The sequence below is a fragment of the Pseudomonas kuykendallii genome (assembly GCF_900106975.1).
Classification (GTDB): domain Bacteria; phylum Pseudomonadota; class Gammaproteobacteria; order Pseudomonadales; family Pseudomonadaceae; genus Pseudomonas_O; species Pseudomonas_O kuykendallii.
In genome coordinates this window covers 496,238-520,399 of sequence record NZ_FNNU01000004.1, presented here as the reverse complement: position 1 = coordinate 520,399, position 24,162 = coordinate 496,238, and the positions used below count along the sequence as shown (strand labels likewise).

The window sequence follows — 24,162 nt, the reverse complement described above, 5'->3', positions numbered from 1 at the left end:
TCGCGAATCAGAACTAGTGACCGATTTCAGGTCAAAGTAGTTCTATGCATTCACCGATAGGTGTTCACGGAAGAAGACGGCCAGGAAAGTTATGACCGAAACTAATAAGAACCTCAGCGATACCTACGCGCTGTCAGTTTTCCAGGCCCTGCGGCGGCTGCAGCAGTCGGCCGAAGTGCACGCCAAGCGGCTCTCGCGTTACGGCGGACTGACTCCTCTCCAGTTGTTGATCCTGCAGGTGCTGGCCGTGGAGAAGGAGCTAACGGCGAGCCAGCTGGCGCGCTTCGTCAGCCTCTCGCCGGCCTCGCTGTCCGGCGTGCTGGAGCGCCTCGAAGGGCGCGGCATGCTCTCCCGACGGCGTGACGAGCAGGACCGCCGCAAGCAGTGGCTGGTCCTCGGCGACGCCGGACGCGAAGCCCTCGGCGAAGCCCCACCGCTGCTCCCCGACCACGTGCTGCAGCGCTTCGCCAGCCTCCCCGAATGGGAACGCCACGCGCTGCTGGCCGGCTTGCTGCGGGCGGCGGAGCTGTTCGAGATGCCCGAGCAGGCGAACGGCGCGGGTTGATTGGCGCGGGCGCTGGCGGTTCGTGGGATGGATTGAGTGCATGCGTCCTGAATGATCGCCGTCAGGTCTTTCGCTCTTGCTGTATCGAACTACCGGACGACACCGCTCGCCCCTCCAGGAGGCCGAGCGGCGATGGCCCGAGGGAACCCCGGCGCAGCGTCGTAGGATGGGTTGAGCCCGCGATACCCATCGCCTGGCCGCCCTCGGGTGCTCAACTCTTGCCGCGCACCCGCTTCCTCAACATGAACCGGTTCGGATGGCAGGCTTCGGCTACCGCGCGCGGCAGCGGCAGCGGTTCGTCGTCCAGCCAGGCGGCGAGCAGTTCGCCGGAGAGCGGCGCGGTGAGCACGCCGCGCGAGCCGTGGGCGGCGTTGATGTAGAGGCCGTCGAGCCAGGGGCAGGGCGTGTCCGGCACCTGGCGGGCGTCCTTGGCGAGCACCGCGTAGGCCTCGGCGAAGGCCGACGCATCCGCCAGCGGGCCGACCATCGGCAGGTAGTCAGGGCTGGTGCAGCGAAATGCTGCGCGGCCCTGCAACTGGTGCGGGTCGAGCGCCGAAGCGTTCAGGCGCGCGGCCAGGTCCGGCGAGATCTCTTCGAGCATGCGCAGGTTGCCGGCATGATCGGCGGCGGTCGGCGTCAGGTCCGGGTCATCGAAACCGAAGCTCGCGCCCAGCGTGTGTTCCTCGCCGCGCGCCGGGGCGATGTAGCCCTCGGCGCAGAGCACCGTGCGCAGCGCCTGGCTCGGCGCGGTGGCGGGAATCTGGCTGATCTGTCCGCGGATACGCTTGAGCGGCAGCTCGGCGGCGACAGGGAAACGCTGGATGTCCGCGGCGCCGGCCAGCACCACCACCTCCGCTTCCTCCAGCAGGCCGTTCTCGGAGAAGACCCTCCAGCGGCCGCTTTCGCGTTCCAGGCGCAGCGCTTCGCTATGGCTGAGCAGACGGATGTTCGGATGATCGACCAGCGCGCGACACAGCGCCGGCGGGTGCGCCCAGCCGGCCTCGGGAAAGAACAGTCCGCCGGCGGGCAGGCCGACGCCGGCCAGCGCTTCGGCTTCCTCGCGCGGCAGCAGGCGCAGCAGGCTGTGCGGGAATGCCTCGGCGAGGCGCTGCTGGCGCGTGGCTTCGGCGGCGTCGAAGGCGATCTGCAGCACACCGCACGGCTCCCAGTAGCGACCGCGCTCGACCCGCTCCAGCAGCCGGCGGGTGTGGCCGAAACTGCTTACCACCAGTTGCGAGAGGGCGGTGCCGTGCGCGGAGAGCTTGAGGTAGAGCACGCCCTGCGGGTTGCCCGAACCCTCCTGGGCAACCTCGGCATGCCGCTCGATCAGCGTCACCAGCCAGCCGCGCGCGGCGAGGCTGGCGGCGCTGGCACAACCGGCGAGGCCGGCGCCGATCACCAGTGCCTCGCGGGTTTGCGGGCGCCAGCGCGGGCGGGCGAACCAGGGCCTGGCACTGTCCTGCGGCTGGCCGTCGTAGTGCCCGGCGAGCATCTCGCGCTTGTGGCCGAAGCCCTTGACCTTGGCCATGGCGAAGCCGGCCTCGTTCAACCCGCGGCGGACGAAACCGGCGCAGGTGAAGGTCGCCAGCGTCGCGCCGGCCGCGGACAGCCGGGCGAGCTGGGCGAAGAGGCCGGCGCTCCACATCTGCGGGTTCTTCGCCGGTGAAAAACCGTCGAGGAACCAGGCGTCGATGCGTGCGTCCAGCTGTGGCAGGCAGTCCAGTACGTCGCCGATCAGCAGCGTCAGCACCACGCGGCCGCCGGCGAAGCTCAGGCGCTGGAAGCCCGGATGGATGCCGACGTACTGCGCCAGCAACGGTTCCGCCCAGGGCGCCAGCTCCGGCCACAGGGCCAGCGCGCGGGCGAGGTCCTCATGCGCGAGTGGGTAGCGCTCGACGCTGACGAAATGCAGGCGGGCTTCGGCGTTCGCGCATCGGTCGAACAACTGCCAGGCGCAGAGAAAATTCAGCCCGGTGCCGAAGCCGGTCTCGCCGATGCATAGGCGCCCGCCCGCCGGCAGCGCGGCGAAGCGTTCGGCGAGCGCGTTGTGGGCGAGGAATACGTGGCGGGTTTCTTCCAGACCGCTGGCGCGGGAGAAGTAGACATCGCCGAATTCGCGGGACAGCGGCTGGCCCTGTTCGTCCCAGTCGAGCTGGGCGTGGGGAGTGTCGTTCATGCGTTTACCTGGCAGCGGGGCGCGCATTGTAGCCGCTACGTCGCGCCGCGCCGCGGACGGCTTATCGACGCAGCGGCAAATCCGTTAGGCTGGCCCGGGACAGAGGAGACACAGATGTTCGAATCGGCGGAAATCGGCCACAGCATCGGCCACAAGGAATACGAGGACGCGCTGCCTGCGCTGCTCGAAGGGCTGCTGGATGCGCAGTACGCACTCAAGGAGCAGGCGCGTTTCCCGGTGATCGTGCTGATCAACGGCATCGAAGGGGCGGGCAAGGGCGAGACGGTCAAGCTGCTCAACGAATGGATGGACCCGCGCCTGATCCAGGTGGAAACCTTCGACGTGCAGACCGACGAGGAACTCGCCAGGCCGCCGGAGTGGCGCTACTGGCGCCGCCTGCCGCCGAAGGGGCGGATGGGCGTGTTCTTCGGCAACTGGTACAGCCAGATGCTGCAGGCGCGGGTCGCCGGCGAGATCAAGGATGCCGGCCTGGAACAGGCCATCGACGCCGCGCAGCGCTTCGAGCGGATGCTCTGCGACGAGGGCGCGCTGATCTTCAAGTTCTGGTTCCACCTGTCCAAGAAACAGATGAAGACCCGCCTCAAGGTGCTCGCCGAGGACCCGTTGCGCAGCTGGCGGATCACCCCGCTGGACTGGCAGCAATCGAAGACCTACGACAAGTTCGTCCGCCACGGCGAGCACATGTTGCGCCAGACCAGTCGCGACTACGCGCCTTGGTACATCATCGAAGGCAATGACCAGAACTACCGCGCGCTGACGGTTGGCCGGCTGCTGCTCGAAGGGCTGCAGGCCGCGCTGCGCACGCCCGCCGACAAGCCCGAGCAGCCGCACGCGGCGACCATCGGCGCCAACCTCGAAGAGCATCAGCTGCTGGCGAGCCTGAACATGCGCCAGGTGCTGGAAAAGGATCACTACCAGCGCCAGCTGACCCTGGAGCAGGCGCGCCTGGCCGGCCTGATGCGCCACAAGCGGATGCGCCGGCACGCGCTGATCGCCGCCTTCGAGGGCAACGATGCGGCGGGCAAGGGCGGCGCGATCCGTCGTGTCGCCGCCGCGCTGGACCCGCGCCAGTACCACATCGTGCCGATTGCCGCGCCCACCGACGAGGAACGCGCGCAGCCCTACCTGTGGCGCTTCTGGCGGCACATCCCGCCGCGCGGCAAGTTCACCATCTTCGACCGCTCCTGGTACGGCCGCGTGCTGGTGGAGCGCATCGAGGGCCTGTGCAGCCCGGCCGATTGGCTGCGCGCCTACGGCGAGATCAACGATTTCGAGGAAACCCTGGTGCGCAACGGCGTGGTGCTGGTGAAGTTCTGGCTGGCCATCGACAAGGACACCCAGCTGGCGCGCTTCGAGGAGCGCGAGAAGATCCCGCACAAGCGCTTCAAGATCGGCCCGGAGGACTGGCGCAACCGCGAGAAGTGGGCGCAGTACAGCGACGCCGTCGGCGACATGGTCGACCGCACCAGCACCCAGCTGGCGCCCTGGACGCTGGTGGAGGCCAACGACAAGCGCTTCGCCCGGATCAAGGTTCTGCGCACCCTCAACGACGCCCTGGCCGCGGTACTCGAGAAGGAATAGCCGCGCCGGCACGCGCGGGATGCCGGCGCATACGCCGGATGAATGATCGTCGCCGCGGCCCGGCGGCGGTCCTATTCTCGGCACCCTCATCGAACAAGAATCCGAGGTGTGCCATGCGTGAAGTAGTCATCGTCGACAGCCTGCGGACTGGCCTGGCCAAGTCCTTTCGCGGCAAATTCAACCAGACCCGTCCCGACGACATGGCGGCGCATTGCGTGAATGCGCTGCTGGCGCGCACCGGCATCGACCCGGCGCTGATCGACGACTGCGTGGTCGGCGCCGGCTCCAACGAAGGCGCCCAGGGCTACAACATCGGGCGCAACGTCGCCGTGCTGTCGAAGCTCGGCAAGGACGTCGCCGGCATGACCCTCAACCGCTACTGCTCCTCGGGCCTGCAGGCCATCGCCATCGCCGCCAACCAGATCGCCTCCGGCTGCAGCGACGCCATCGTCGCCGGTGGCGTCGAATCGATCAGCCTGACGCTGAAGAGCGTCAACACCGATCACCTGTACAACCCGCTGATCCAGGAGAACCTGCCCGGCATCTACTACCCGATGGGGCAGACCGCCGAGATCGTCGCGCGCCGCTATGGCGTCAGCCGCGAGGCGCAGGACCGCTACGCCCTGCAGAGCCAGCAGCGCACCGCGCGGGCGCAGGCGGAAGGGCTGTTCGACGACGAGATCGTGCCGATGAACGTGCGCTACCAGGTCGAGGACAAGGCCAGCGGCGAGAAGAAGATCGTCGACGGCGTGGTCGATCACGATGACTGCAACCGCCCGGACACCACCTACGAAAGCCTCGCCGCGCTCAAGCCGGTGTTCGCCGAGGACGGCTCGGTCACCGCCGGCAACGCCTCGCAGCTTTCCGACGGCGCCTCCATGACCCTGGTGATGAGCCTGGACAAGGCACTGGAGCTGGGCCTCAAGCCGAAGGCGTTCTTCCGCGGCTTCACCGTCGCCGGCTGCGAACCGGACGAAATGGGCATCGGCCCGGTGTTCTCGGTGCCAAAGCTGCTCAAAGCGCGCGGCCTGTCGATCGACGACATCGACCTCTGGGAACTCAACGAAGCCTTCGCCTCGCAATGCCTCTACGCCCGCGACCGCCTGGGCATCGATAACGAGAAGTACAACGTCAACGGCGGCTCGATCTCCATCGGCCATCCCTTCGGCATGACCGGCTCGCGCCAGGTCGGCCACCTGATCCGCGAACTGCAACGCCGCTCGCTGCGCTACGGCATCGTCACCATGTGCGTAGGCGGCGGAATGGGCGCCACGGGGCTGTTCGAGGCGGTGCGCTAAAGGAAGAGGGGATCGATACGCCGGGGTAACGGCGTATCGATCGATCTGATGGCTACTTCAATTTCCGCGTGAGCGTAGGGTGGAAAACCGCGAAGCGTTTTCCACCGGCTCGGAGGCGTGGCGTTCCGCGCCGAAGGCTCAGAACCCGCCGTCGATATCCGTCACCCCGATCAGCTTGTGGTTGACGAACTCCTTGAGGCCCAGGCCGATCAGTTCGCGGCCGTAGCCGGAACGGCGCACGCCGCCGAACGGCAGGTCCGCCTTCACCGCGGTCGGATGGTTGATGTAGACCATGCCGGTGGAGATCTGCCGTGCCACCGCCTTGCCACGCTGGATGTCGCGGGTGAACACCGAACCTCCCAGGCCGAAGGGCGAGTCGTTGGCGATGGAGATCGCCTCGGCTTCGTCGCGGGCCTTGAAAATCAATGAAACGGGGCCGAAGAACTCCTCGTAGTAGGCCGGGTTTTCCGGGGTCAGGCCGGTGAGCATGACCGGGCGCACGAAGGCACCCTGATCCGGGACTTCGGCACCGATCACGCTGACGGTGGCGCCGTGCGCGACGGCCTGTTCCACCTGGCGACGCACGTCATCCGCGGCGCCCTGGGAGGACAGCGGCGCGAGGCTGGTCTGCGCGTCCATCGGATCGCCCGCCTTCAGCGCGGCCACGCCAGCGTGGTACTTGTCGAGGAAGGCGTCGTAGATCGACTCCAGCAGGATGATGCGCTTGGACGAGCAGCACACCTGGCCGGCGTTCCAGTGACGCCCGAACACCGCCCACTTCACCGCTTTGTCGAGGTCGGCATCGTCGAGCACGATGAAGGCGTCGGCGCCGCCCAGCTCCATGGTCGACTTCTTCAGCGCCTTGCCGGCCTGCGCCGCCACCAATGCCCCGGCCGCTTCCGACCCGGTCAGCGCCACGCCGTGCACGCGCGGGTCGTTGAGGATGGCTTCGATCTGCCCGCGGGTCGCATACAGGTTGGTGAAACCGCCTTCGGGCAGCCCGGCCTCGCGCATCAGCCGCTCGAACAGCGCGGCGCATTGCGGCACGTTGGAGGCATGCTTGAGTACCACCACGTTACCCACCGCCAGCTGCGGGGCGATGATCCGGGCGATCTGGTAGTAGGGGAAGTTCCACGGCTCGATGGCCAGGATGATCCCCAGCGGCTCGTGCACCAGCTGCGCCTCGAGCACCGCCGGGTCCTTCGAGGGCAGCGCCTCGGGAGCCAGCAGCGCCTCGGCGTTCTCCACGTAGTACTCGAAAATCGCCGCCGACAGCTCCACCTCGGCCTGTGCCTCGCTGAACAGCTTGCCCATTTCCAAGGTCAGCAGGCGGGCATAGCCCTGGGCATCCGCGCGCAGCAGGTCGGCGGCCTTCTGCAGCACCGCCAGGCGGGCCGCGATGGGCTGCTCGCGCCAGTTCAGAAAAGTCGCCTGGGCGACGTCCAGCGCGGCGCCGACTTCGGCATCCGTCGCGTCGGGAAAGGTGGCCAGCGTTTCGCCGGTGTATGGGTTGGTCGTTGCGTAAGCCATGCATGTTTCTCCTCGTCTGAGCGACGACACGGACAGCCGGAAAGCCCATTCCAGAGCACCCGGCGCCCGCCGCCGCGGCCGCCCAGTGAACGCAATTGCGTCAACGCGACCATTGACCTGGCACAGGAGAACGCGCACGCACGGCGAGTTCGCCGTTAACTGTCGTGGGACGCGGGGAGGGCAACCGCGAAACGATTTAAGCGTTGAATGCGAGGGAGCCTCGGTGGGGCCTCGCTTGAACACGAAGCGTCCGGCTACCTCGGCGCTTTGCTACGGCGCTACCGACTCATGACCCGCGATCGAGGTTGGCACTGAGCCGCTGCAGGAAGCTGGTCAGCAGCAGGGTTTCATCCGGGCTGAAACCAGCCAGCATGCGGGTGTTGCCATCGTTGAGGATCGAGCGTGCCTGCGGTAAGCGCTGTAGCGCCAGCGGGGTGAGTTCGATGCGCTGCGCACGCGGATGGTGCGGATCGGGAAAGCGCCGGATCAACTGATCGCGCTCCAGCCGCGCCAGGGTCTGCGCCATCGACGGTTGCTCCACTCGCAGCAGGCGTGCCAGCTCGGCCTGGGTCGCGGCCTTGCCCTGGCGCAGGGCCTCCAGCACCGGCAGGCTGGCCATTCCCAGGCCCAGTGGGCGCAGCTCGGTCTCGGCCATCCGGCTCAGCTCGCGGGCCACTCGCTTGATCAGAAAAGACGGGACGTTCCTTGGGTCGGCTTGTTCCATACGTGGCTCCGACTGATTGACATAGGCCCCTATGATATTGATCATAGGGGCCTATGTTGAAGCTCAGGAGGCCGGCCGTGTCGGTGTTTCCCCGTATCGCTGTCGTAGGTGCCGGTCCGGCCGGCCTGTTGCTGGCGTGCCGGCTGCACCGCGCCGGCAGACCGTTCACGTTGTTCGAGGCCGACGCCGCCGCCGATGCGCGCGCCCAGGGCGGCATGCTCGATCTGCATGCGGAGACCGGCCAGGCCGCACTGCGCAGCGCCGGTCTGTTCGAGGATTTCCAGCGTTGGGCGCGCTATGAGGACCAGGGCACGCGGCTTTTCGACGCCGAAGGCCGGCTGCTGCTGGAGGATGACGGCCAGGCCGGCGACCGCCCGGAAATCGACCGCGGGCATTTGCGTGACCTGCTGCTGGCGGCACTACCAGGCCGCGTGCACTGGGGCCATGCGTTGCAGCAGGCTTCACTCGTGGACGAGGAGGTCGAACTGCGCTTCGGCAATGGCGACGTCCAGCGTTTCGACCTGGTGGTCGGTGCCGACGGTGCATGGTCCCGGCTGCGCGCGCTGCTCACCGACGTTCGTCCGTTGCACGCCGGCATCAGCCTGTACGAACTTTCGCTGGCGGATATCGACCGTGCCCACCCGCAGCTGTCCGCGCTGGTCGGGCACGGCACGCTGATCGCCAAGCGCGGCCAGTACACCCTGTTCGCCCAGCGCAATGCCGATGCCCATGTCCGCGTGTACGCCTCGTTGCCGCAAGTGCTGGGCGAGGGCGAACTGGCGCCGTCGCTGTCGCGTGCCGACCTGTTGCAGCACTTCGCCGATTGGCACCCGGACCTGCGCCGGCTGATCGCCGAGGCCGGCGATGCGGTGCGGCCTTGGCCGATCTACAGGTTGCCGCCGGAGCATCGCTGGGTACATCGCCCGACGGTCACCCTGATCGGCGATGCCGCGCACCTGATGCCGCCAGCGGGCGAGGGCGCCAACCTGGCCCTGCGCGACGCCGCCGACTTGGCCGATGCGCTGTGCAGCCATGACTGGCACGCCGCCGTGCGGGCGCACGAACAGACGATGATGGCGCGGGCTGAGGTGGCGGCGGCCAGTGCACAGCGCTTGCTGACGGCCAACTCTCTGGCGTATCTGCTCGAGGTTCTGGGCGGTGATACGGCGGACGTAGGCGACGTCGCGTGCGCTGTTCCATCGAGGTGACGGGCGCCGCCTCCGGCCAGCCCGGCGTCGCTTGCTGAAACAGGTCACAGAAGTCGGCGGCGCTTTGGACCAAGCGCGGCTCGACGCGCGAATGTTTTTCGGTTTCGCAGCGTCGTGGCGTTACAGCGACGCTTCAGGCGTACAGAGGGCGTGGAGAAAGGCGGAGGTGTCCCGATAGTTAGTTCGGCCCCTCACCGCAACACCTTGTACTCCGAGATATTGCGCGCGCATTCGTGGCGGGCGAGGTAGCGGGTGACTTCGCGCTCGGCGTCCTGTTTGCTGAAGAAGGGGCCTTCCAGGGTGCCTTCGCGGGTGGAGAAGAAGTAGCGGCCGTTGACCACGCTGATCCGCTCGCTGCGGAAATGGTTGGCGGGGGTTGCATCCACTTTGCGCTGTCCGAGCATGTTGTCGTTCTCCCTGTCGATGAGGCTGAGTCTACCGACCGTCCGGCTTTCAGCGGGGCCACGGCAGACGGACGGTGTGCTGTTCTGGCGCAGTGCCATCATGTCGTGCAGATCATGGACCCGTCGGATGCCGTTCGGTTCCGCGTCATCGCTCCTCGGGCCTTGCGAGGACTAAACGCTCAGGCCGAGTTTTTCCGCCTTGCGCAGCCACGCCTGGCGTTGCTCCTCGCTGGAGGTGCGGATCGGCGAGAACTCGCTCAGCCGGCGCGTCCTGATTCCGCAGAAGCCCAGCACGGTGCGCACCATCTGCCGATGCGCCGGGGCGCCGTAGATCCAGCGGAAGTACCAGCTCGGGGTGTCCAGCGTCACCAGCAGGTCGGCGCTGCGGCCGGTGAGTAGTTTGTCCCAGGCTTGCGAGCGGCCGCGGAACTTGAAGGCGAAGCCGGGCAGGAACACCCGGTCGAGAAAGCCCTTGAGCAGCGCCGGCACGCCGCCCCACCAGACCGGGTAGACGAACACCAGGTGTTCGGCCCAGTGGATCTCCCGCTGCGCGTCGAGCAGGTCGGGCTCAAGCGTCTGGCTGTGCTCGTAGCCGTCATGCAGGATGGGGTCGAACTGCAGCTCGCCCAGCGCCAGGACGCGCACCACGTGCCCCTTGCTGCGCGCGGCGTTGGCGTAGGTCTCGCCGAGCGCGTGGCAGAAGCTGGCGCCTTTCGGCGTGCCGTAGATCATCAGGATGCGTTTGCCGTCGCCTTCCAGGCGCGTCGCGCCGCTGCGCGCATCGCTCATGGCGTGTTTCCCAGCATGTCTTCCGGGCGTACCCACTGGTCGAACTGCTCGCTGGTCAGGTGCCCCAGCGCCAGGGCCGCTTCGCGCAGGGTGCTGCCTTCGGCGTAGGCCTTCTTGGCGATCTCGGCGGCCTTGTCGTAGCCGATGTGCGGGTTCAGCGCGGTCACCAGCATCAGCCCGCGCTCCAGGTGCGCGGCCATCTGCGTGGCGTCCGGTTCCAGTCCGGCGACGCAGTGTTCGTTGAAGTTGCGGCAGCCATCGGCGAGCAGGCGGATCGATTGCAGCAGGTTGTGGATGATCACCGGCTTGAACACGTTCAACTGCAGATGGCCCTGGCTCGCGGCGAAGGCGATGGTGGCGTCGTTGCCCATGACCTGGCAGGCGAGCATCGACAGCGCTTCGCACTGGGTCGGGTTGACCTTGCCGGGCATGATCGAACTGCCCGGCTCGTTGGCCGGCAGCTTGACTTCGGCGAAGCCGGCGCGTGGGCCTGAACCGAGCAGGCGCAGGTCGTTGGCGATCTTCATCAGCGCCACGGCGAGGGTCTTCAGCGCGCCGCCGAGGGCCACCAGCGGCTCGTGGCCGGCGAGGGCGGCGAACTTGTTCGGCGCGGTGACGAAGGGCAGGCCGGACAGCGCGGCCAGTTCCGCGGCGACGGCTTCGGCGAAGCCATGCGGCGCGTTGAGGCCGGTGCCCACCGCGGTGCCGCCCTGGGCCAGCTCGCAGACCGCGGGCAGGGTCGCGCGGATGGCTTTCTCCGCGTAGTGCAACTGGGCGACGAAGCCGGACAGCTCCTGGCCGAAGGTGATCGGCGTGGCGTCCATCATGTGCGTGCGGCCGGTCTTGACCAGCTTGATGTGCCGCGCCGATTGCTCGGCCAGACCGTCGGCGAGTTCGGCGATGGCCGGCAGCAACTGGTCATGCACCGCCTGCGCGGCGGCGATGTGCATGGCCGTGGGGAAGCAGTCGTTGGAGCTTTGCGCGCGGTTGACGTGGTCGTTGGGGTGTACCGGTGTCTTGCCGCCGCGCTGGCCGCCGGCGATCTCGTTGGCGCGACCGGCGATCACCTCGTTGACGTTCATGTTGCTCTGCGTGCCGCTGCCGGTCTGCCAGACCACCAGCGGGAACTGGTCGTCGTGCTTGCCGGCGAGCACTTCGTCGGCGGCCTGCTCGATCAGCCGGGCGATGTTGGAGGGCAGCTCGCCGATACGGTCGTTGACCCGCGCCGAGGCTTTCTTCACCAGGGCCAGCGCGCGCAGCAGGGCCAGGGGCATGCGCTGGTCGCCGATCGCGAAGTTGATCAGCGAACGTTGGGTCTGTGCGCCCCAGTAGGCGTCTTCGGGGACCTCGATGGCGCCCAGGCTATCGGTTTCGGTGCGGCTCATGGCGGCGTCCTTCCAGTACGTTCAGGCTGTTTTAGTCTGCGCGGCGAGGCGCGGGGTTCCGCCCGAGCCTACAGGATCGCCGCGCGGCGGTGCACGAACGAGCGCGCGTTCCGCGCCGCTTCGCTGGGCCCGGCGCGCCTTGAGGCCGGCACCGGCTTGGGCGCAGAATGCCGTTCCGCGCTGTCAAACAGCCCGAATTCTCTACGCAAGGAACAATCGATGACGTTATTCCGCACCCTGTGTGCCGCCGCACTCTTCGCCGCCGTGAGCGCCCCGGCCATGGCCGATACGGCCAGCCACAACGCCCAGGCGGAAAAATTCCTCAAGCTGGCGCATGCCGACAAACTGACCACGCCGGTCTACTCCCAGGTGCAGCAGATGTTCGCCCAACGCTTCGCCGAGGCGAAGGCTCCAGAGTCGAAGAAGGCCACGCTGGAGAGCTACCAGGCCAAGGCCAACGCCGCGCTGGACAAGGCCGTGGGTTGGAACAAGATCAAGCCGGACATGGTTGCGCTGTACACCAGCAATTTCACCGAGAAGGAACTCAAGGACCTGATCGACTTCTACCAGTCGCCGCTGGGCAAGAAGGTGCTCGAGAAGATGCCGACCCTCACCGCGCAGTCCGCGCAACTGACCCAGGCCAAGCTGGAAAGCGCGGTGCCGGAGGTCAACAAGCTCCTGCAGGACATGAGCAGCGAACTGGGCGCCGGCAGCCCGGCTAAATCGGGGAGCCCGGCGAAATGATGATGCAGGAGCGCATCCGCGAGGCGCTGGGTGGCCTGTCCACCCATCACCTCGAACTGGTCAATGAGAGCCACATGCACAGCCGGGGCGAAGATACGCACTTCAAGGCGGTCATCGTCAGCCCGGAGTTCGCCGGGCTGAATGCGGTGCGCCGGCATCAGAAGGTCTACGCGGCACTCGGCGAACTGATGGGTCAGTTCCACGCGCTCGCGCTGCACACCTACACCCCGGAGGAATGGGCGGCGCAGGGCACCGCGCCCGAATCGCCCACCTGCCTGGGCGGTTCCAAGCACGATCATTGATGCCCGCCCGGAGCGAATCCGGGCCTTCAATCTTCCCCAGTGGTAGTCGTTCCGCTGACTACACTCCAGTCACTTGAGAACAATCGAGTGCGCCGATGCGGAAGAAAACCCTGCTTTCGTTTGCGCTGGTGGTCGGCGTTCTCGCTCTCGCCACGCCTCTCGTCGTGGCGTACCGGCTGGCGCAGCAGGACGGCCACGACGAGGCGAACGCCTACCTCGAAAGTCTGGCCCTCGACGTCCTGCGTCGCTCCGATGCCACGCGCGCGCAAATCGATATGGCGGTGCTCCTGCTTCGTTCGGGTCCGCCGCTACTGCCCTGCTCGGAGGAACAACTGGCGCGCATGCGGGTGGTCGTCGCCCGCTCCAGCTACCTAGTCGGCTTCGGCTACCTGGACGGCACCCGCCTGATGTGTTCCACCATGGCCACGTTCGAGGCACCGGTGGAGCTGGGCCCGCCGCACCGGATCAACCCGCCCCACATCTGGTCGTGGGGCGGGGTGGCGTTGCCGGGCGTGCCCGGCGCGCTCTTCAACATCAACGCGCACGACGAGTACGCAGCGATCATCGCGCCGCAGTTGGTGATCGACATCCTCGACCAGAATTCGACCCTTTCGCTGAGCCAGGTCGGCGGTCACCCGCCGCGGATGCTTCGCACGCGGGGCGTGTTCAAGCGCGAGTGGCTGGCGCACTACGATGGCAAGCCCGCCGAGTTCACCGACGCCGAGCACTTCGTTGTGGTGCGCCCGTCGCATAACGGGCAAAACGAGGTTTTCGCCGCCATGACGCGCGATCAGGTCGAGGGCCTGATCAGGAGCGCCGCCTGGCGCAGGATGCCCATCGGGCTGCTGGTCGGCGTGCTGCTGGCGGCGCTGGTGTTCCTCATCGCGCGCAATCGGCTGTCGTTCAAGACGGAGTTGCAGGCGGCGCTCAAGCGCCACGAATTCTTCCTGCTCTACCAGCCGGTGATCGACCTGCGCCATGGCCGCTGCACGGGCGCCGAAGCGCTCATCCGCTGGCATCGCAGCGACGGCGTAGTGGTCCCGCCTATGGTGTTCATTCCCGCCGCGGAAAAGAGCGGGATGATCCAGAAGATCACCGCCAGCGTCCTGCAGATGGTCGCGCGGGATGCCGCGCAGCTGCTGCGCGACAACCCGCAGACCCACATCGCGATCAACTTCTCCGCCGAGGACCTGCATTCGCCGCAGACCGAGTCGCGTCTGCAGGCATTGGTCCGCGAATGCGGCGCGGCCTCGCACAACATCATCATCGAGGCCACCGAGAGCGGCCTGATGTCCCCGGAAAAGGCCCGCGGAATCCTGGCGAGGATTCGCCAGCAGGGATTCAGGGTGGCCATCGACGACTTCGGCACAGGCAATTCCAGCCTGTCCTACCTCGCCACCTACGACCTGGACTTCCTCAAGATCGACAAGAGCTTCGTGGATGACCTGGGCAACGACCCCTCGAGCACGCAGATGGCCTTCCACATCATCCAGATCGCTCGCAGCCTGGGCCTGCAGATGATCGCCGAGGGTGTGGAAACCGAGCGCCAGCGCGACATCCTGCGTGACGCCGGCGTGCAGTTCGCCCAGGGCTACGTGTTCGGCAAGCCGATGCCGATGGCCGATCTCGCCGAGTTCATCCGCCAGCGCAACGGGCCTGCGGTCGATAAACCCTGACGCCTGCGCGAGCGCAGGCCGTCGAAAACCGCCGGGCTTTTTCGCCGGCCGGCTACACGAGCGCGACGCGGAAACGTAGACTGCGCGACCACGCCGATCCGGGCGTTTTCATCAGGCGCTTCGGGCCTTGCGTCCGTGCGCTCAGTCCGCCCTTTGCGAGGGTGACCACTGAAAGGTAATTCCATGACCGACAAGATCGTCGTCGCGGCGCTGTACAAGTTCGTCTCCCTGCCGGACTACGTCGCGCTGCGTGAACCGCTGCTGCAGACCCTGCTCGAAAACGGCATCAAGGGCACCCTGCTGCTCGCCGAGGAGGGCATCAACGGCACCGTCTCTGGCTCGCGCGCCGCCATCGACGCGCTGTTCGCCTGGTTCGCCCGCGACCCGCGCCTAGCCGACGTGGACCACAAGGAGTCCTTCTGCGAGGATCAGCCGTTCTACCGCACCAAGGTCAAGCTGAAGAAGGAGATCGTTACCCTCGGCGTGCCGGGTGTGGACCCCAACGCCCGTGTCGGCACCTACGTCGAGGCGAAGGACTGGAACGCGCTGATCGACGACCCCGAGGTGCTGGTGATCGATACCCGCAACGACTACGAAGTGGCGATCGGCAGCTTCGAGGGCGCGGTCGATCCGCAGACCAAGTCGTTCCGCGATTTCCCCGAGTACGTCAAGGCGCACTTCGACCCGGCGCGGCACAAGAAGGTGGCGATGTTCTGCACCGGCGGCATCCGCTGCGAGAAGGCCTCAAGCTACATGCTTGGCGAGGGCTTCGAGACGGTCTATCACCTCAAGGGCGGCATCCTCAAATACCTCGAAGAAGTACCGGAGAGCGAAACCCGCTGGCGCGGCGACTGTTTCGTCTTCGACAACCGGGTCACCGTGCGCCACGATCTTTCCGAGGGCGACTACGACCAGTGCCATGCGTGCCGCACGCCGATCTCGGTCGCGGACCGCGAATCCGAACACTACGCGCCCGGCATCAGTTGCCCGCATTGCTGGGACAGCCTGAGCGAGAAGACCCGCGCCGGCGCCCGCGAACGGCAGAAACAGATCGAACTGGCCAGGGCGCGCAACCAGCCGCACCCGCTGGGCCGCGATCCGCGCCAGGCCGACTGACGTTCCACAGACCCGATTCGGAGCAACCGATGGCCGCTCGCCTGATCTACGTGATGGATCCGATGTGTTCCTGGTGCTGGGGGTTCGCCCCGGTGGTCGATGCGCTGGCCGAACAGGCGCTGGCCGCCGGCGTGCCGACCCATCTGGTGGTCGGCGGCCTGCGCCACGAGCGCGCAGCGATGGAGCCGGCGGCGCGGGTGCGCACCCTGGGTTACTGGCAGGCGGTGAACGCCACCACCGGGCAACTGTTCAATTTCAACGAGGGCTTGCCGGACGGGTTCGTCTACGACACCGAGCCGGCCTGCCGCGCGCTGGTCGCGGCGCGCGAGCTGGACGAGGACAGCGTCTGGCCGCTGCTGGAGCTGATCCAGCGCGCCTTCTACCAGGAGGGGCGCGACGTCACCCTGCCGACGGTGCTGGTGGAGCTGGCCGAGCGTGCGGGCATCCCGCGGATCGAATTCGCCGCGGCCTTCGACGAGCTGGAAATCCGCGAGCAGACCGCCGGAGACTTCGCCTGGGCGCAGAACCTCGGCATCGCCGGGTTCCCCACGCTGCTCGCCGAGCACGACGGGCAGATGGCGCTGCTGACCAACGGCTACCAGCCGCTGGAGCATCTGGCGCCGCTGCTGACCCGCTGGCTGGAGCGCAACGTCCGGGGCTGATCCGCGCCCCGGTCTTTCCGAGGCATCAGGGACGCAGGATGATCTTCTCCGCGCTGCCGGCGTTCACCTCGGCGTAGGCCGCCGGGCCCTGCTCCAACGGCATTTCGCGTAATCCCGTCGGCAGCGGCAGGCGTTCCTCGTCGAACAGGCGGCCGAACGCTTCCAGCATCGCCGCGCACTGGGTGGCGTCGTACAGCAACGAGTTGACCCCGACCACCGAGCCGCCGCGGCGATACAGCGCCAGGGCGGGCAACTGCACCTGGCCGTCGACCGGCGCGGCGATGATCGCGATGCGACCGAAATCCGCCAGGGCCGGGACCGCTGCCGGCAGCCAGAAGCCGGTGGTATCGAAGATCACCTCGGCGCCGCCGGGAAAATGTGCCTGTACCTGGGCGCCCAGATGCTCCGGCTGCTCCAGCACGATGGCCGGGATGCCGGCGGCATTCAGGCGATCGGCCTGCTCGGGCTTGCGCACCGCGGCGAGCAGCTCGGCGCCCCGCGCCCTGGCCAGCGCGAGGGCGGCGCTGCCCACCGCACCGTTGGCGCCGATCACCAGAAAACGCGTGCCGGCGTCGACCGCGGCGCGCTCCAGCGCGTCCCAGGCCGTGGTGTAGGGCACGCCGAGGGCCGCTGCCTGGACGAAGCTCAGCCGCTGCGGCTTGTGCGCCACGCCGCTGGCGGGCAGGGCGATGAACTGCGCGTGGCTGCCGTCGCGGGCGAAGCCGAGCGGCTTGCCGGTGCCCCATACGGCGGCGCCGAGCAGATCGCCCGCGCCTTCCACGACCACGCCGGCGAAGTCGCGACCCGGCACGCGCGGCAGGGTGGTGTAGGGGAAGCGCCCGAGCACGTTCTTCACGTCGCTGGGGTTCAGGCCGGCGGCTTCCACGCGCACCAGCACCTCGCCTTCGGAAAGGCGTGGCGGCGGGATGTCGCGCAGTTCGAGGGCGGCGAGGTCGCCGGTACGGGCGAATTGCAAAGCTTTCATGGGGATTCCTCTTCGGGGGTCAGTGCAGCCACTGGGCGAGAAACTGGCGACCCAGCGGCAGCAGGGCTTCGCCGATCTGCATGCCGAGCAGTCCGACCAGGGCGATGGCCGGTGGCGCGGGCGACTTGAAGTCGAGCAGGGCGTAGAGCGCACCGACACCCAGGCCGATGAGCAGCGAGATCAGGTAGTTCATCGAAACCTCCGGGTGGCGTGGGCGATGGCGGCCAGTCTATGCAGGCGCGCTGTCACGCTCCGGCCATAGGCTTCTGCCTATCGGCCAATCTCGCCGCTCAGTCGCCATCGCGGCGCAGGTAGTCCGATGGCGCCACGCCCAGTTCGCGGCGGAACATGTCGCTGAAGCTGCTCGGCTGATAACCCAGCGAACGCGCCACCGTGCTCACCGGCGTGCCCTGGATCAGCGCGGTGACGGCGGTGGCGAGCTGCACCTGGCGGCGCCATTCGGCGAAGCCCAGGCCGAGGCTGCGCTGGAACAGGCGGGTCAGGGTGCGCACGCTGGCGCCGGCCTGTTCGGCGTGGCGCTCGAAGGAAATCTCCAGCGATGGCGCCGCCATCACCGCCTGGCATAGGCCGAGCAGGCGGCGGTCGGCGTCGTCGGGCAGTGGCACGCGCAACCAGGAATGCCGCGCGCGGCGCAGTTCGAGCAGGGCCAGGTTGGCCAGCGCCTCGTAGTAGCCGGGATCGTCCTCGCGCTCCTGCTCGACCAGCGCCAGCACCAGTTCGCGCAGCAGGCGGCTGACCTCGACGATGCGCACCTGCGGTTCCAGCGCCTCGGCCAGCGTCGGGCGCAGGTAGATGTTGCGCATCTCCAGCTCGGAGACCACGCGAATCCCGTGCGTCACCCCCGGCGGCAGCCACACCGCGCGCTGCGGCGGCACCAGCAACGCTTCGCGTTCGGTCTCCAGCCACATCACGCCGGAGATCGCGTAGAGCACCTGGCCCCAGGCGTGCTGGTGCGGCTCGATGTAGAGGCCGCGCGGATAGCTGCGCGCCAGCCCGCGCAGGGGCTTGCTAGTGCTGCTCAGGTCGGGGGGCGTGGCGCGGGCCATGGCATGCTCGAGGGTGGAGGCGTCGGCATCTTAGCCAAGAAGCACGTGCGCTGGCGACGCCCGCAAGGCCGTCGAAAAGCGCCTCTGCCGGAGGCCGCGAAGCCGGTAAACTTCGCCCGAACCTTCACCCGGAGAGCGCCCGCATGACCGAAGAAACGGACATCCAGCCCGTCGAACCCCTCAACGCCGCCGAAGCGCGCGTGCTCGGCAGCCTGATCGAAAAGCAGCTCACCACCCCGGAAAGCTATCCACTGACCCTCAATGCGGCGGTTCTCGCGTGCAACCAGAAGACCAGCCGCGAGCCGGTGATGGAACTGACCCCCGGCCAGGTCGGCCAGGCCCTGCGCAGCCTCGAAGGGCGCGGGCTGGTGCGCCTGGTGATGGGCAGCCGCGCCGACCGCTGGGAGCAGCGCGCGGACAAGACCCTCGGGCTGGTCGCGCCGCAACTGGTGCTGCTCGGCCTGCTGCTGTTGCGTGGTCCGCAGACCCTCGGCGAGCTGCTCGCGCGTAGCGGTCGCATGCACGATTTCGAGGATGTGGGGCAGGTCCAGCATCACCTCGAACGCCTGGCGTCACGCCAGATGGCCGTTCAGTTGCAGCGCCAGCCCGGCCAGCGCGAGGAGCGTTTCATGCACTTGCTGGTGGACCCGGAAGAGCTGCAGGCGATCATCGCCGCGCGTGCCGAAGGCGGCGAATCCTCCACCACGCGGGGTGGTCAGGCCGAACGCCTGGCCGAACTGGAAGCCCGCGTCGCCGCGCTGGAAGAGCGCCTGGCGCGGCTGGAAGGCTGATCTGGCCCTCCGGTGCGCAGAGCCACCGCATCGGTGCGCGTGGCGCATCCTACGGTGCGATGTTCCGGGGGATGCGGTCGGAATGCCAATGCAATTCGTAGGGTGCGCCGCGCGCACCAAAGGCAGCGGTGCGCATGGCGCACCCTACGGTGCGGTGCTTTGCGCGATGAGGTCGGGAGCCGATGCTTCCGTAGGGTGCGCCGCGCGCACCAATACCGCAGCAGCGTGGCGCCCAGGGCTCACGCTCCAACAGGGCGACTCGTCTGCTTCAGCATTTCCGCCCATTCGCGCAGCGGCAGCGGCGGTTGCTGCTGCCAGATGCGTGCCCAGATCAGCTTCATCTGCGCCGCGCCGCCACGCTCCATCGGCAGGCGTTCGACGTAGGGGATCAGCTGCCACTGCCCGTCGCGGCGTTCCGCCAGCGGGAAGCGGAAGGGATGGAAGCCGGTCATGCCCAGGCGCAGGTCGGTGACGATCAGCTGGTCGCCGATCTCGTCGTAGCGCAGCCAGTCGCCGGTGAACCATTCCAGGCGCTTTTCCTGCGGCGAATCGGCCAGCACGGCGTGCAAGCCGGTGCCGCGGGCGAAGCGCTCGATCCGCGGCGGCTGGCGGTCGAACCAGCCGACCACCGCCTCGTGGTAATCCGCCCCGTCGCGCACGATGACCCGCCAGAGCAGGCTGTTGAAGGGTGTCGGCCCGCTGAACAGCGCGTCGGCGTGGATGCCCTGGCGCGCCAGTTCCTTCTCCACCGCTTGCTCGGCCATCTGCTTGCCGGCGACGGTGAATCCCAGGTACAGACTGGACAGCGCGAGCGCCAGCAGCGGCAGGCGCGGAGGCTTGTCGCGCAGGCCGTGGACCAGCCCGCCGATCACCGCCACCAGCAGCGGCGCGGTGTACAGCGGGTCGATGATGAACACCGTCGACCAGGCGGTCGGCGTCGGCGTGAACGGCCAGAACAGCTGGGTGCCGTAGCTGGTGAAGGCGTCCAGCAGCGGATGGGTGGCAAGCACCAGCCACAGCGTGACGAACAGCCGCCCGGCGGAATAACCGGGATGCGGGCGCCAGCGCAGCAGCAGGGTGAGCGCCAGCGCCAGGCCGGTCAGCACCAGCAGGGAATGGCTGAAACTGCGGTGGTAGGTCATTCCCGCCACCGCGTCGCCATAATCGATCACCACGTCGAGGTCCGGCAGGGTCGCCAGGGCGGCGCCGTAGAGCAGCGCCTTGCGTCCCTGCCAGCGGCCGAGCAGGGCGGCCTGGAGCGTGGCGCCTAGCACCGCCTGGGTTATCGAATCCATGCTGGTCTCTTTTGCCGGTCGTTGCCGCAACGGTAATCCATCGGTGCCCGTGCGGTGGGCAACGGATCGTCGGAAAAGGTTTCCGCGAATGTCGCCGGTGTCGACGCCGGGGCGGGTTTTGCGCGGATCGGAGGCCAGGCGTCGCGGTCTTAGGTAGGGTAGTCATCCGCTCCCACGACGAACGCCCGCCATGCTGGAAATCTCCAACGCCGTCCACCTGCCCGATGACGAGATCGAACTCACCGCGATCCGCGCCCAGGGCGCCGGCGGGCAGAACGTCAACAAGGTCTCCAGCGCGGTGCACCTGCGGTTCGACAGCCAGGCCTCGTCGCTGCCGCCGTTCTACAAGGAACGCCTGCTGGCGCTGCGCGACAGTCGCATCACCGGAGAGGGCGTGGTGGTGATCAAGGCGCAGCAGTACCGCACCCAGGAACAGAACCGCACCGACGCCCTGGAGCGCCTGGCCGAGCTGATTCGCGGCGCCGGCAAGGTGGAGAAGAAGCGTCGCCCGACCAAGCCGACCCTCGGCTCGAAGAAGCGCCGCCTGGAGGGCAAGGCCAAGCGCGGCGCGATCAAGGCCGGGCGCGGGCGGGTGGAGGTGTGATCCGGCGTAGTCGCGTATCTGACCCTCCGGCGCACAGCAATCCAGCAGAGGCTCCGGGCGCCCCTTGCAGGGTGATAAGGTTCTTTTCATCCACCGTTGCAGCGGCGCTGAATCCGTTGCACCGCCTTGCAGAGTGAATCCGTTGCACCGCCAGGTGGATCGATAAAGCGCGTTCCACCCTACGCATGCTTCGGGTACCCGTGCTCGCAATCGGAGCCCTTGAAGGGCTCCTACAGGGGGGCGTTGGCGGCTTTGGTTTCCATGGCCGGGGTTTCGGAACGCCGCGCGTAGCGTTGCGCGAGCACCGCGCAGACCATCAGCTGGATCTGGTGGAACAGCATCACCGGCAGGATGATCGCGCCCACCGCGCTGCTGGCGAACAGGACGTTGGCCATCGGCACGCCACTCGCCAGGCTCTTCTTCGAGCCACAGAAGACGATGGTGATCTCGTCCTCCCTGGAGAAGCCGAGCTTGCGCGCGAGCAGCGTGGTCATGCCCAGCGACAGGGCCAGCAGGATGCAGCAGCACACCAGCAGGCCGACCAGCGCCGGCAGCGGAATCGACTGCCAGAGCCCCTGGATGACCGCCTCGCTGAACGCGGTGTAGACCACCAGCAGGATCGAGCCCTGGTCGAAGAACTTCAGCGAACCCTTGTGTGCATCCACCCAGCGGCCGATCCAGCGGCGGGCCAGCTGGCCGGCGACGAAGGGCACGAAGAGCTGCAGGACGATCTTGCCGATGGCGTCGAGGCCGCCGTTGCTGCCCTGCACGCCGAGCATCAGTTGCACCAGCAGCGGTGTTAGGAAGATGCCGATCATGGTCGAAGCCGAGGCGCTGCACACCGCCGCCGGGATGTTGCCGCGCGCCAGCGAGGTGAAGGCGATGGCCGACTGCACGGTGGCCGGCAGCGCGCAGAGGAACAGGATGCCGAGGTACAGCTGCGGCGTGACCAGCGGCGAGAGCAGCGGTTTCAGCGCCAGGCCGAGCAGCGGGAAGAGCACGAAGGTGCAGCACAGCACCAGCAGGTGCAGGCGCCAGTGCAGGAAGCCGGCGAGCACCGCCTCGCGGGACAGCTTGGCGCCGTGCAGGAAGAACAGCATGCCGATGGCGAAGGTGGTCGCCCAGTGGAACACCTCGGCGACGGAACCGCTGCACGGCAGCAGGCTGGCGGTGATCACCGTGGCGATCAGGGCGAGGGTGAGGTTGTCGGGCAGCAGACGAGGACGGGCCATGGAATCTCTCGGCGGTGGCGTGGGTTGATCAGGTCTGCGACTCTACGCCTCGGGGAAACTTCCGACTAACGCTAGAAAGCCAGAATATGCCGCCAAACGGACATTCCATCGTTCCGCGTGAGATTCCGCAGCTGGACCGGCTGCCGCGGCCGGTCTATGCGCGGGTGGAATCCCTCGGTAGCGATTCCTGGTCGGCGCTGCACAGCCACCCCTGGGTGCAGTTTTCCTATGCGATCCAGGGCGTGCTCGGCGTGCACACCGCCGAGGGCAGCTACGTGGCGCCGCCCCAGCGGGCGATCTGGGTCCCGGCCGGGCTGCAGCACCAGGTCGGCAGCAACGCCCGCGCGGAGATGCGCAGCCTCTACATCGAACAATCGGCGGCGCCCTGGATGCCGGCGCGCTGCCAGGTGGTGGAGGTCTCGCCGCTGACCCGCGAGCTGATCCGCAGCTTCACCGCGCTGCCCAGCGAATATGCCGAGGAGGGCGCCGACGGCCGCCTTGTGCAGGTGCTGCTGGACCAGTTGCGCCAGGCCGAGGAGGTCAGCCTGTCGTTGCCGCTGCCGGTGGACGAGCGCCTGCGCGTGCTCTGCGAGAGCCTCCAGGCGGACCCGGCCGACGGGCGCGATCTCGGCTACTGGGCAGCGCGCATCGGCGTGTCGGAGAAGACCCTGTCGCGGATCTTCCTGCGCGAGACCGGGCTGTCGTTCCGCGCCTGGCGCCAGCGTCTGCGCCTGCTGCACGGGCTGGCGCCACTGGAGAACGGCGAGCGGGTCACCGATGTCGCCCTGAGCTGCGGCTATGAATCCACCTCGGCCTTCATCACCGCCTTCCGCCAGCACTTCGGCTGCACGCCGGGGGAGTTCTTCAACGTCTGACATAGGCTGTCACGAAGTTGACGCCGGTAAAGTGACTAAAGCGTGTCATTCGCTGGTTGGCTCGGTAGAATCCGCGCATTTTCCCACGCGGCCAGTCCGCTTCTGGAGAGTCGCGTGCCCATCCCGATCATTTTCGACACCGATCCCGGTATCGACGACGCCCAGGCACTGGCCCTGATCCTCGCCGATCCGGGCATCGAGCTGCTCGGCGTGACCACCACCTTCGGCAACGTTTCCGTCGACACGGCGACGCGCAACGCGCTGCTCCTGCTGGAACACGCCGGCGTCGACGTGCCGGTGGCGCGCGGCATCGGCAAGCCGCTGCGCAAGGAGCCGCTGCCGGTTCCGGCGCACATCCATGGCGCCGACGGCCTGGGCAACCAGAACCTCGCCGAACCACGACGCCGGGCGATCGAGCAGAACGCCGCCGAGTTCATCATCGAGCAGACCCGCCTGCGCCCCGGCGAGATCACCCTGGTCGCGGTCGGCCCGCTGGGCAACCTGGCGCAGGCGCTGGCACTCGATCCGCACCTGGCCGGCCGGGTGGCGCGGGTGGTGGTGATGGGCGGCTCGATCCGCGAGGGCGGCAACGTCACGCCGCTGGCCGAAGCCAACATCTACTCCGACCCGCATGCCGCGCAGCGTGTGCTCACCGCCGGCTGGCCGCTGACGCTGGTCGGCCTCGACGTCACCCACCGCACCCTCATCGACCCGCCGCGCATGGCGCGCATCGCCCATGCGCAGCCGCGCCTGGGGCCGGTCCTGGCGCGCGCCTTCGAGTTCTACGCGGGCTTCTATCGCACCTTTCTCGGCCGCGATGGCTGCTGCCCGCACGACAGCTGCGCGGTGGCCTGGCTGCGTCGGCCGGAGCTGTTTCGTAGCGTGCGCGGGCACCTCAACGTGGTCACCGAGGGCATCGCCGAGGGGCAGACGGTGTTCGCCGAGGCCGGTCGCGAGTTCGTCAGCGAGCGCTGGAGCGGCACGCCGCCGGTGGATGTCTGCCTGGGCGTCGACGCCGCCGCCGTGGAGGACTGGATGGAGGCGGTGCTGACCGCCGACAACGCGATACCGCCGGCGCCTGCGCTGGCCTGAGCGCCCTGGCGGCGCCCGGGCGCCGCGTAGTGTCAACCAA

The 24,162-nt window shown here is 67.9% G+C and carries 24 protein-coding genes; 13 read left to right on the top strand and 11 right to left on the bottom strand.

Features of this window, described 5'->3' with window-relative positions; translation table 11 throughout:
- Nucleotides 1-91: 91 nt before the first annotated feature.
- On the top strand, nucleotides 92-565 hold the full coding sequence (locus BLV15_RS15760; RefSeq protein ID WP_090230256.1) for a MarR family winged helix-turn-helix transcriptional regulator: 474 nt from the start codon (nucleotides 92-94) through the stop codon (nucleotides 563-565).
- A gap of 211 nt (nucleotides 566-776) precedes the next feature.
- Here BLV15_RS15760 and mnmC read toward each other — a convergent pair whose 3' ends face one another.
- Nucleotides 777-2,741: a bifunctional tRNA (5-methylaminomethyl-2-thiouridine)(34)-methyltransferase MnmC2/FAD-dependent 5-carboxymethylaminomethyl-2-thiouridine(34) oxidoreductase MnmC1 gene (gene mnmC / locus BLV15_RS15755; RefSeq protein WP_090230253.1), complete on the bottom strand. Its 1,965-nt coding sequence runs from the start codon at nucleotides 2,739-2,741 to the stop codon at nucleotides 777-779.
- Nucleotides 2,742-2,855: 114 nt separating this feature from the next.
- Here mnmC and pap point away from each other — a divergent pair, with 114 nt between their 5' ends.
- The gene (gene pap, locus BLV15_RS15750) at nucleotides 2,856-4,343 is read left to right on the top strand and encodes a polyphosphate:AMP phosphotransferase (RefSeq protein WP_090230251.1); all 1,488 of its coding nucleotides are present in this window, start codon (nucleotides 2,856-2,858) and stop codon (nucleotides 4,341-4,343) included.
- Nucleotides 4,344-4,456: 113 nt separating this feature from the next.
- Nucleotides 4,457-5,641, top strand: coding sequence for a thiolase family protein (locus BLV15_RS15745; RefSeq protein ID WP_090230248.1), 1,185 nt, complete (start codon nucleotides 4,457-4,459; stop codon nucleotides 5,639-5,641).
- 138 nt (nucleotides 5,642-5,779) lie between these two features.
- Here BLV15_RS15745 and BLV15_RS15740 read toward each other — a convergent pair whose 3' ends face one another.
- Both BLV15_RS15740 and BLV15_RS15735 read right to left on the bottom strand, forming a co-directional pair.
- The gene (locus tag BLV15_RS15740; protein ID WP_090230246.1) at nucleotides 5,780-7,171 is read right to left on the bottom strand and encodes an NAD-dependent succinate-semialdehyde dehydrogenase; all 1,392 of its coding nucleotides are present in this window, start codon (nucleotides 7,169-7,171) and stop codon (nucleotides 5,780-5,782) included.
- Between the two features lie 286 nt (nucleotides 7,172-7,457).
- Nucleotides 7,458-7,895 carry a MarR family winged helix-turn-helix transcriptional regulator gene (locus tag BLV15_RS15735; protein ID WP_090230243.1) on the bottom strand — a complete coding sequence of 146 codons (438 nt, stop codon included), beginning with the start codon at nucleotides 7,893-7,895 and terminating at the stop codon, nucleotides 7,458-7,460.
- Nucleotides 7,896-7,972: 77 nt separating this feature from the next.
- Here BLV15_RS15735 and BLV15_RS15730 point away from each other — a divergent pair, with 77 nt between their 5' ends.
- The gene (locus tag BLV15_RS15730) at nucleotides 7,973-9,103 is read left to right on the top strand and encodes an FAD-dependent oxidoreductase (protein WP_175534376.1); all 1,131 of its coding nucleotides are present in this window, start codon (nucleotides 7,973-7,975) and stop codon (nucleotides 9,101-9,103) included.
- Between the two features lie 191 nt (nucleotides 9,104-9,294).
- Here the strand turns inward: BLV15_RS15730 and BLV15_RS15725 are convergent, their stop codons facing one another.
- The 3 genes from BLV15_RS15725 to BLV15_RS15715 all read right to left on the bottom strand — a co-directional run bounded on the left by BLV15_RS15725 (nucleotide 9,295) and on the right by BLV15_RS15715 (nucleotide 11,681).
- On the bottom strand, nucleotides 9,295-9,507 hold the full coding sequence (locus tag BLV15_RS15725) for a DUF6316 family protein (protein WP_090230239.1): 213 nt from the start codon (nucleotides 9,505-9,507) through the stop codon (nucleotides 9,295-9,297).
- Between the two features lie 171 nt (nucleotides 9,508-9,678).
- A complete protein-coding gene (locus BLV15_RS15720; RefSeq protein WP_090230238.1) occupies nucleotides 9,679-10,296 on the bottom strand; it encodes an NAD(P)H-dependent oxidoreductase in 618 nt (205 codons plus the stop codon).
- Entirely contained in the window at nucleotides 10,293-11,681 is a 1,389-nt protein-coding gene (locus tag BLV15_RS15715) for a class II fumarate hydratase (RefSeq protein WP_090230236.1), read from the bottom strand. Before BLV15_RS15715 ends, BLV15_RS15720 begins: the two co-directional genes overlap by 4 nt.
- Nucleotides 11,682-11,900: 219 nt before the next feature.
- On the opposite strand from BLV15_RS15715, the gene BLV15_RS15710 reads away from it, so the two are divergent.
- The 5 genes from BLV15_RS15710 (at nucleotide 11,901) to BLV15_RS15690 (ending at nucleotide 16,181) form a co-directional block, all read left to right on the top strand.
- Entirely contained in the window at nucleotides 11,901-12,425 is a 525-nt protein-coding gene (locus BLV15_RS15710) for a DUF2059 domain-containing protein (RefSeq protein ID WP_090230233.1), read from the top strand.
- Nucleotides 12,422-12,727, top strand: a complete 306-nt coding sequence (locus BLV15_RS15705) for a BolA family protein (protein WP_090230231.1) — start codon at nucleotides 12,422-12,424, stop codon at nucleotides 12,725-12,727. The genes BLV15_RS15710 and BLV15_RS15705 overlap by 4 nt, the downstream gene beginning before the upstream one ends.
- A 95-nt stretch (nucleotides 12,728-12,822) precedes the next feature.
- Nucleotides 12,823-14,403 (top strand): EAL domain-containing protein, encoded by a 1,581-nt coding sequence (locus BLV15_RS15700; protein WP_090230229.1) that lies wholly within the window; start codon nucleotides 12,823-12,825, stop codon nucleotides 14,401-14,403.
- A 183-nt stretch (nucleotides 14,404-14,586) separates the two neighbouring features.
- Complete coding sequence (trhO, locus tag BLV15_RS15695) at nucleotides 14,587-15,519, top strand: oxygen-dependent tRNA uridine(34) hydroxylase TrhO (protein WP_090230226.1); 933 nt, start codon at nucleotides 14,587-14,589, stop codon at nucleotides 15,517-15,519.
- A gap of 29 nt (nucleotides 15,520-15,548) precedes the next feature.
- Nucleotides 15,549-16,181, top strand: a complete 633-nt coding sequence (locus BLV15_RS15690; protein WP_090230224.1) for a DsbA family protein — start codon at nucleotides 15,549-15,551, stop codon at nucleotides 16,179-16,181.
- A gap of 25 nt (nucleotides 16,182-16,206) precedes the next feature.
- On the opposite strand, the gene BLV15_RS15685 is transcribed toward BLV15_RS15690, so the two are convergent.
- From BLV15_RS15685 to BLV15_RS15675, 3 genes are all read right to left on the bottom strand, one after another.
- Nucleotides 16,207-17,166 carry a quinone oxidoreductase family protein gene (locus BLV15_RS15685; protein ID WP_090230221.1) on the bottom strand — a complete coding sequence of 320 codons (960 nt, stop codon included), beginning with the start codon at nucleotides 17,164-17,166 and terminating at the stop codon, nucleotides 16,207-16,209.
- Nucleotides 17,167-17,185: 19 nt separating this feature from the next.
- Nucleotides 17,186-17,359 (bottom strand): DUF1427 family protein, encoded by a 174-nt coding sequence (locus BLV15_RS15680; protein WP_090230219.1) that lies wholly within the window; start codon nucleotides 17,357-17,359, stop codon nucleotides 17,186-17,188.
- Between the two features lie 97 nt (nucleotides 17,360-17,456).
- Nucleotides 17,457-18,233 (bottom strand): AraC family transcriptional regulator, encoded by a 777-nt coding sequence (locus BLV15_RS15675; protein WP_090230216.1) that lies wholly within the window; start codon nucleotides 18,231-18,233, stop codon nucleotides 17,457-17,459.
- A gap of 143 nt (nucleotides 18,234-18,376) precedes the next feature.
- Between BLV15_RS15675 and BLV15_RS15670 the strand changes: the two genes are divergently transcribed.
- Nucleotides 18,377-19,024 carry a YceH family protein gene (locus BLV15_RS15670; protein ID WP_090230213.1) on the top strand — a complete coding sequence of 216 codons (648 nt, stop codon included), beginning with the start codon at nucleotides 18,377-18,379 and terminating at the stop codon, nucleotides 19,022-19,024.
- A 239-nt stretch (nucleotides 19,025-19,263) separates the two neighbouring features.
- Here the strand turns inward: BLV15_RS15670 and BLV15_RS15665 are convergent, their stop codons facing one another.
- The gene (locus BLV15_RS15665) at nucleotides 19,264-20,319 is read right to left on the bottom strand and encodes a metal-dependent hydrolase (RefSeq protein ID WP_090230211.1); all 1,056 of its coding nucleotides are present in this window, start codon (nucleotides 20,317-20,319) and stop codon (nucleotides 19,264-19,266) included.
- Nucleotides 20,320-20,509: 190 nt separating this feature from the next.
- On the opposite strand from BLV15_RS15665, the gene arfB reads away from it, so the two are divergent.
- A complete protein-coding gene (arfB, locus tag BLV15_RS15660; RefSeq protein WP_090230208.1) occupies nucleotides 20,510-20,923 on the top strand; it encodes an alternative ribosome rescue aminoacyl-tRNA hydrolase ArfB in 414 nt (137 codons plus the stop codon).
- A gap of 230 nt (nucleotides 20,924-21,153) precedes the next feature.
- Here the strand turns inward: arfB and BLV15_RS15655 are convergent, their stop codons facing one another.
- A complete protein-coding gene (locus tag BLV15_RS15655; protein ID WP_090230206.1) occupies nucleotides 21,154-22,155 on the bottom strand; it encodes a bile acid:sodium symporter family protein in 1,002 nt (333 codons plus the stop codon).
- A gap of 86 nt (nucleotides 22,156-22,241) precedes the next feature.
- Here BLV15_RS15655 and BLV15_RS15650 point away from each other — a divergent pair, with 86 nt between their 5' ends.
- Together BLV15_RS15650 and BLV15_RS15645 are read left to right on the top strand one after the other, a co-directional pair.
- Entirely contained in the window at nucleotides 22,242-23,030 is a 789-nt protein-coding gene (locus tag BLV15_RS15650; RefSeq protein WP_090230203.1) for an AraC family transcriptional regulator, read from the top strand.
- A gap of 114 nt (nucleotides 23,031-23,144) precedes the next feature.
- The gene (locus BLV15_RS15645) at nucleotides 23,145-24,122 is read left to right on the top strand and encodes a nucleoside hydrolase (RefSeq protein WP_090230201.1); all 978 of its coding nucleotides are present in this window, start codon (nucleotides 23,145-23,147) and stop codon (nucleotides 24,120-24,122) included.
- Nucleotides 24,123-24,162 lie beyond the last annotated feature (40 nt).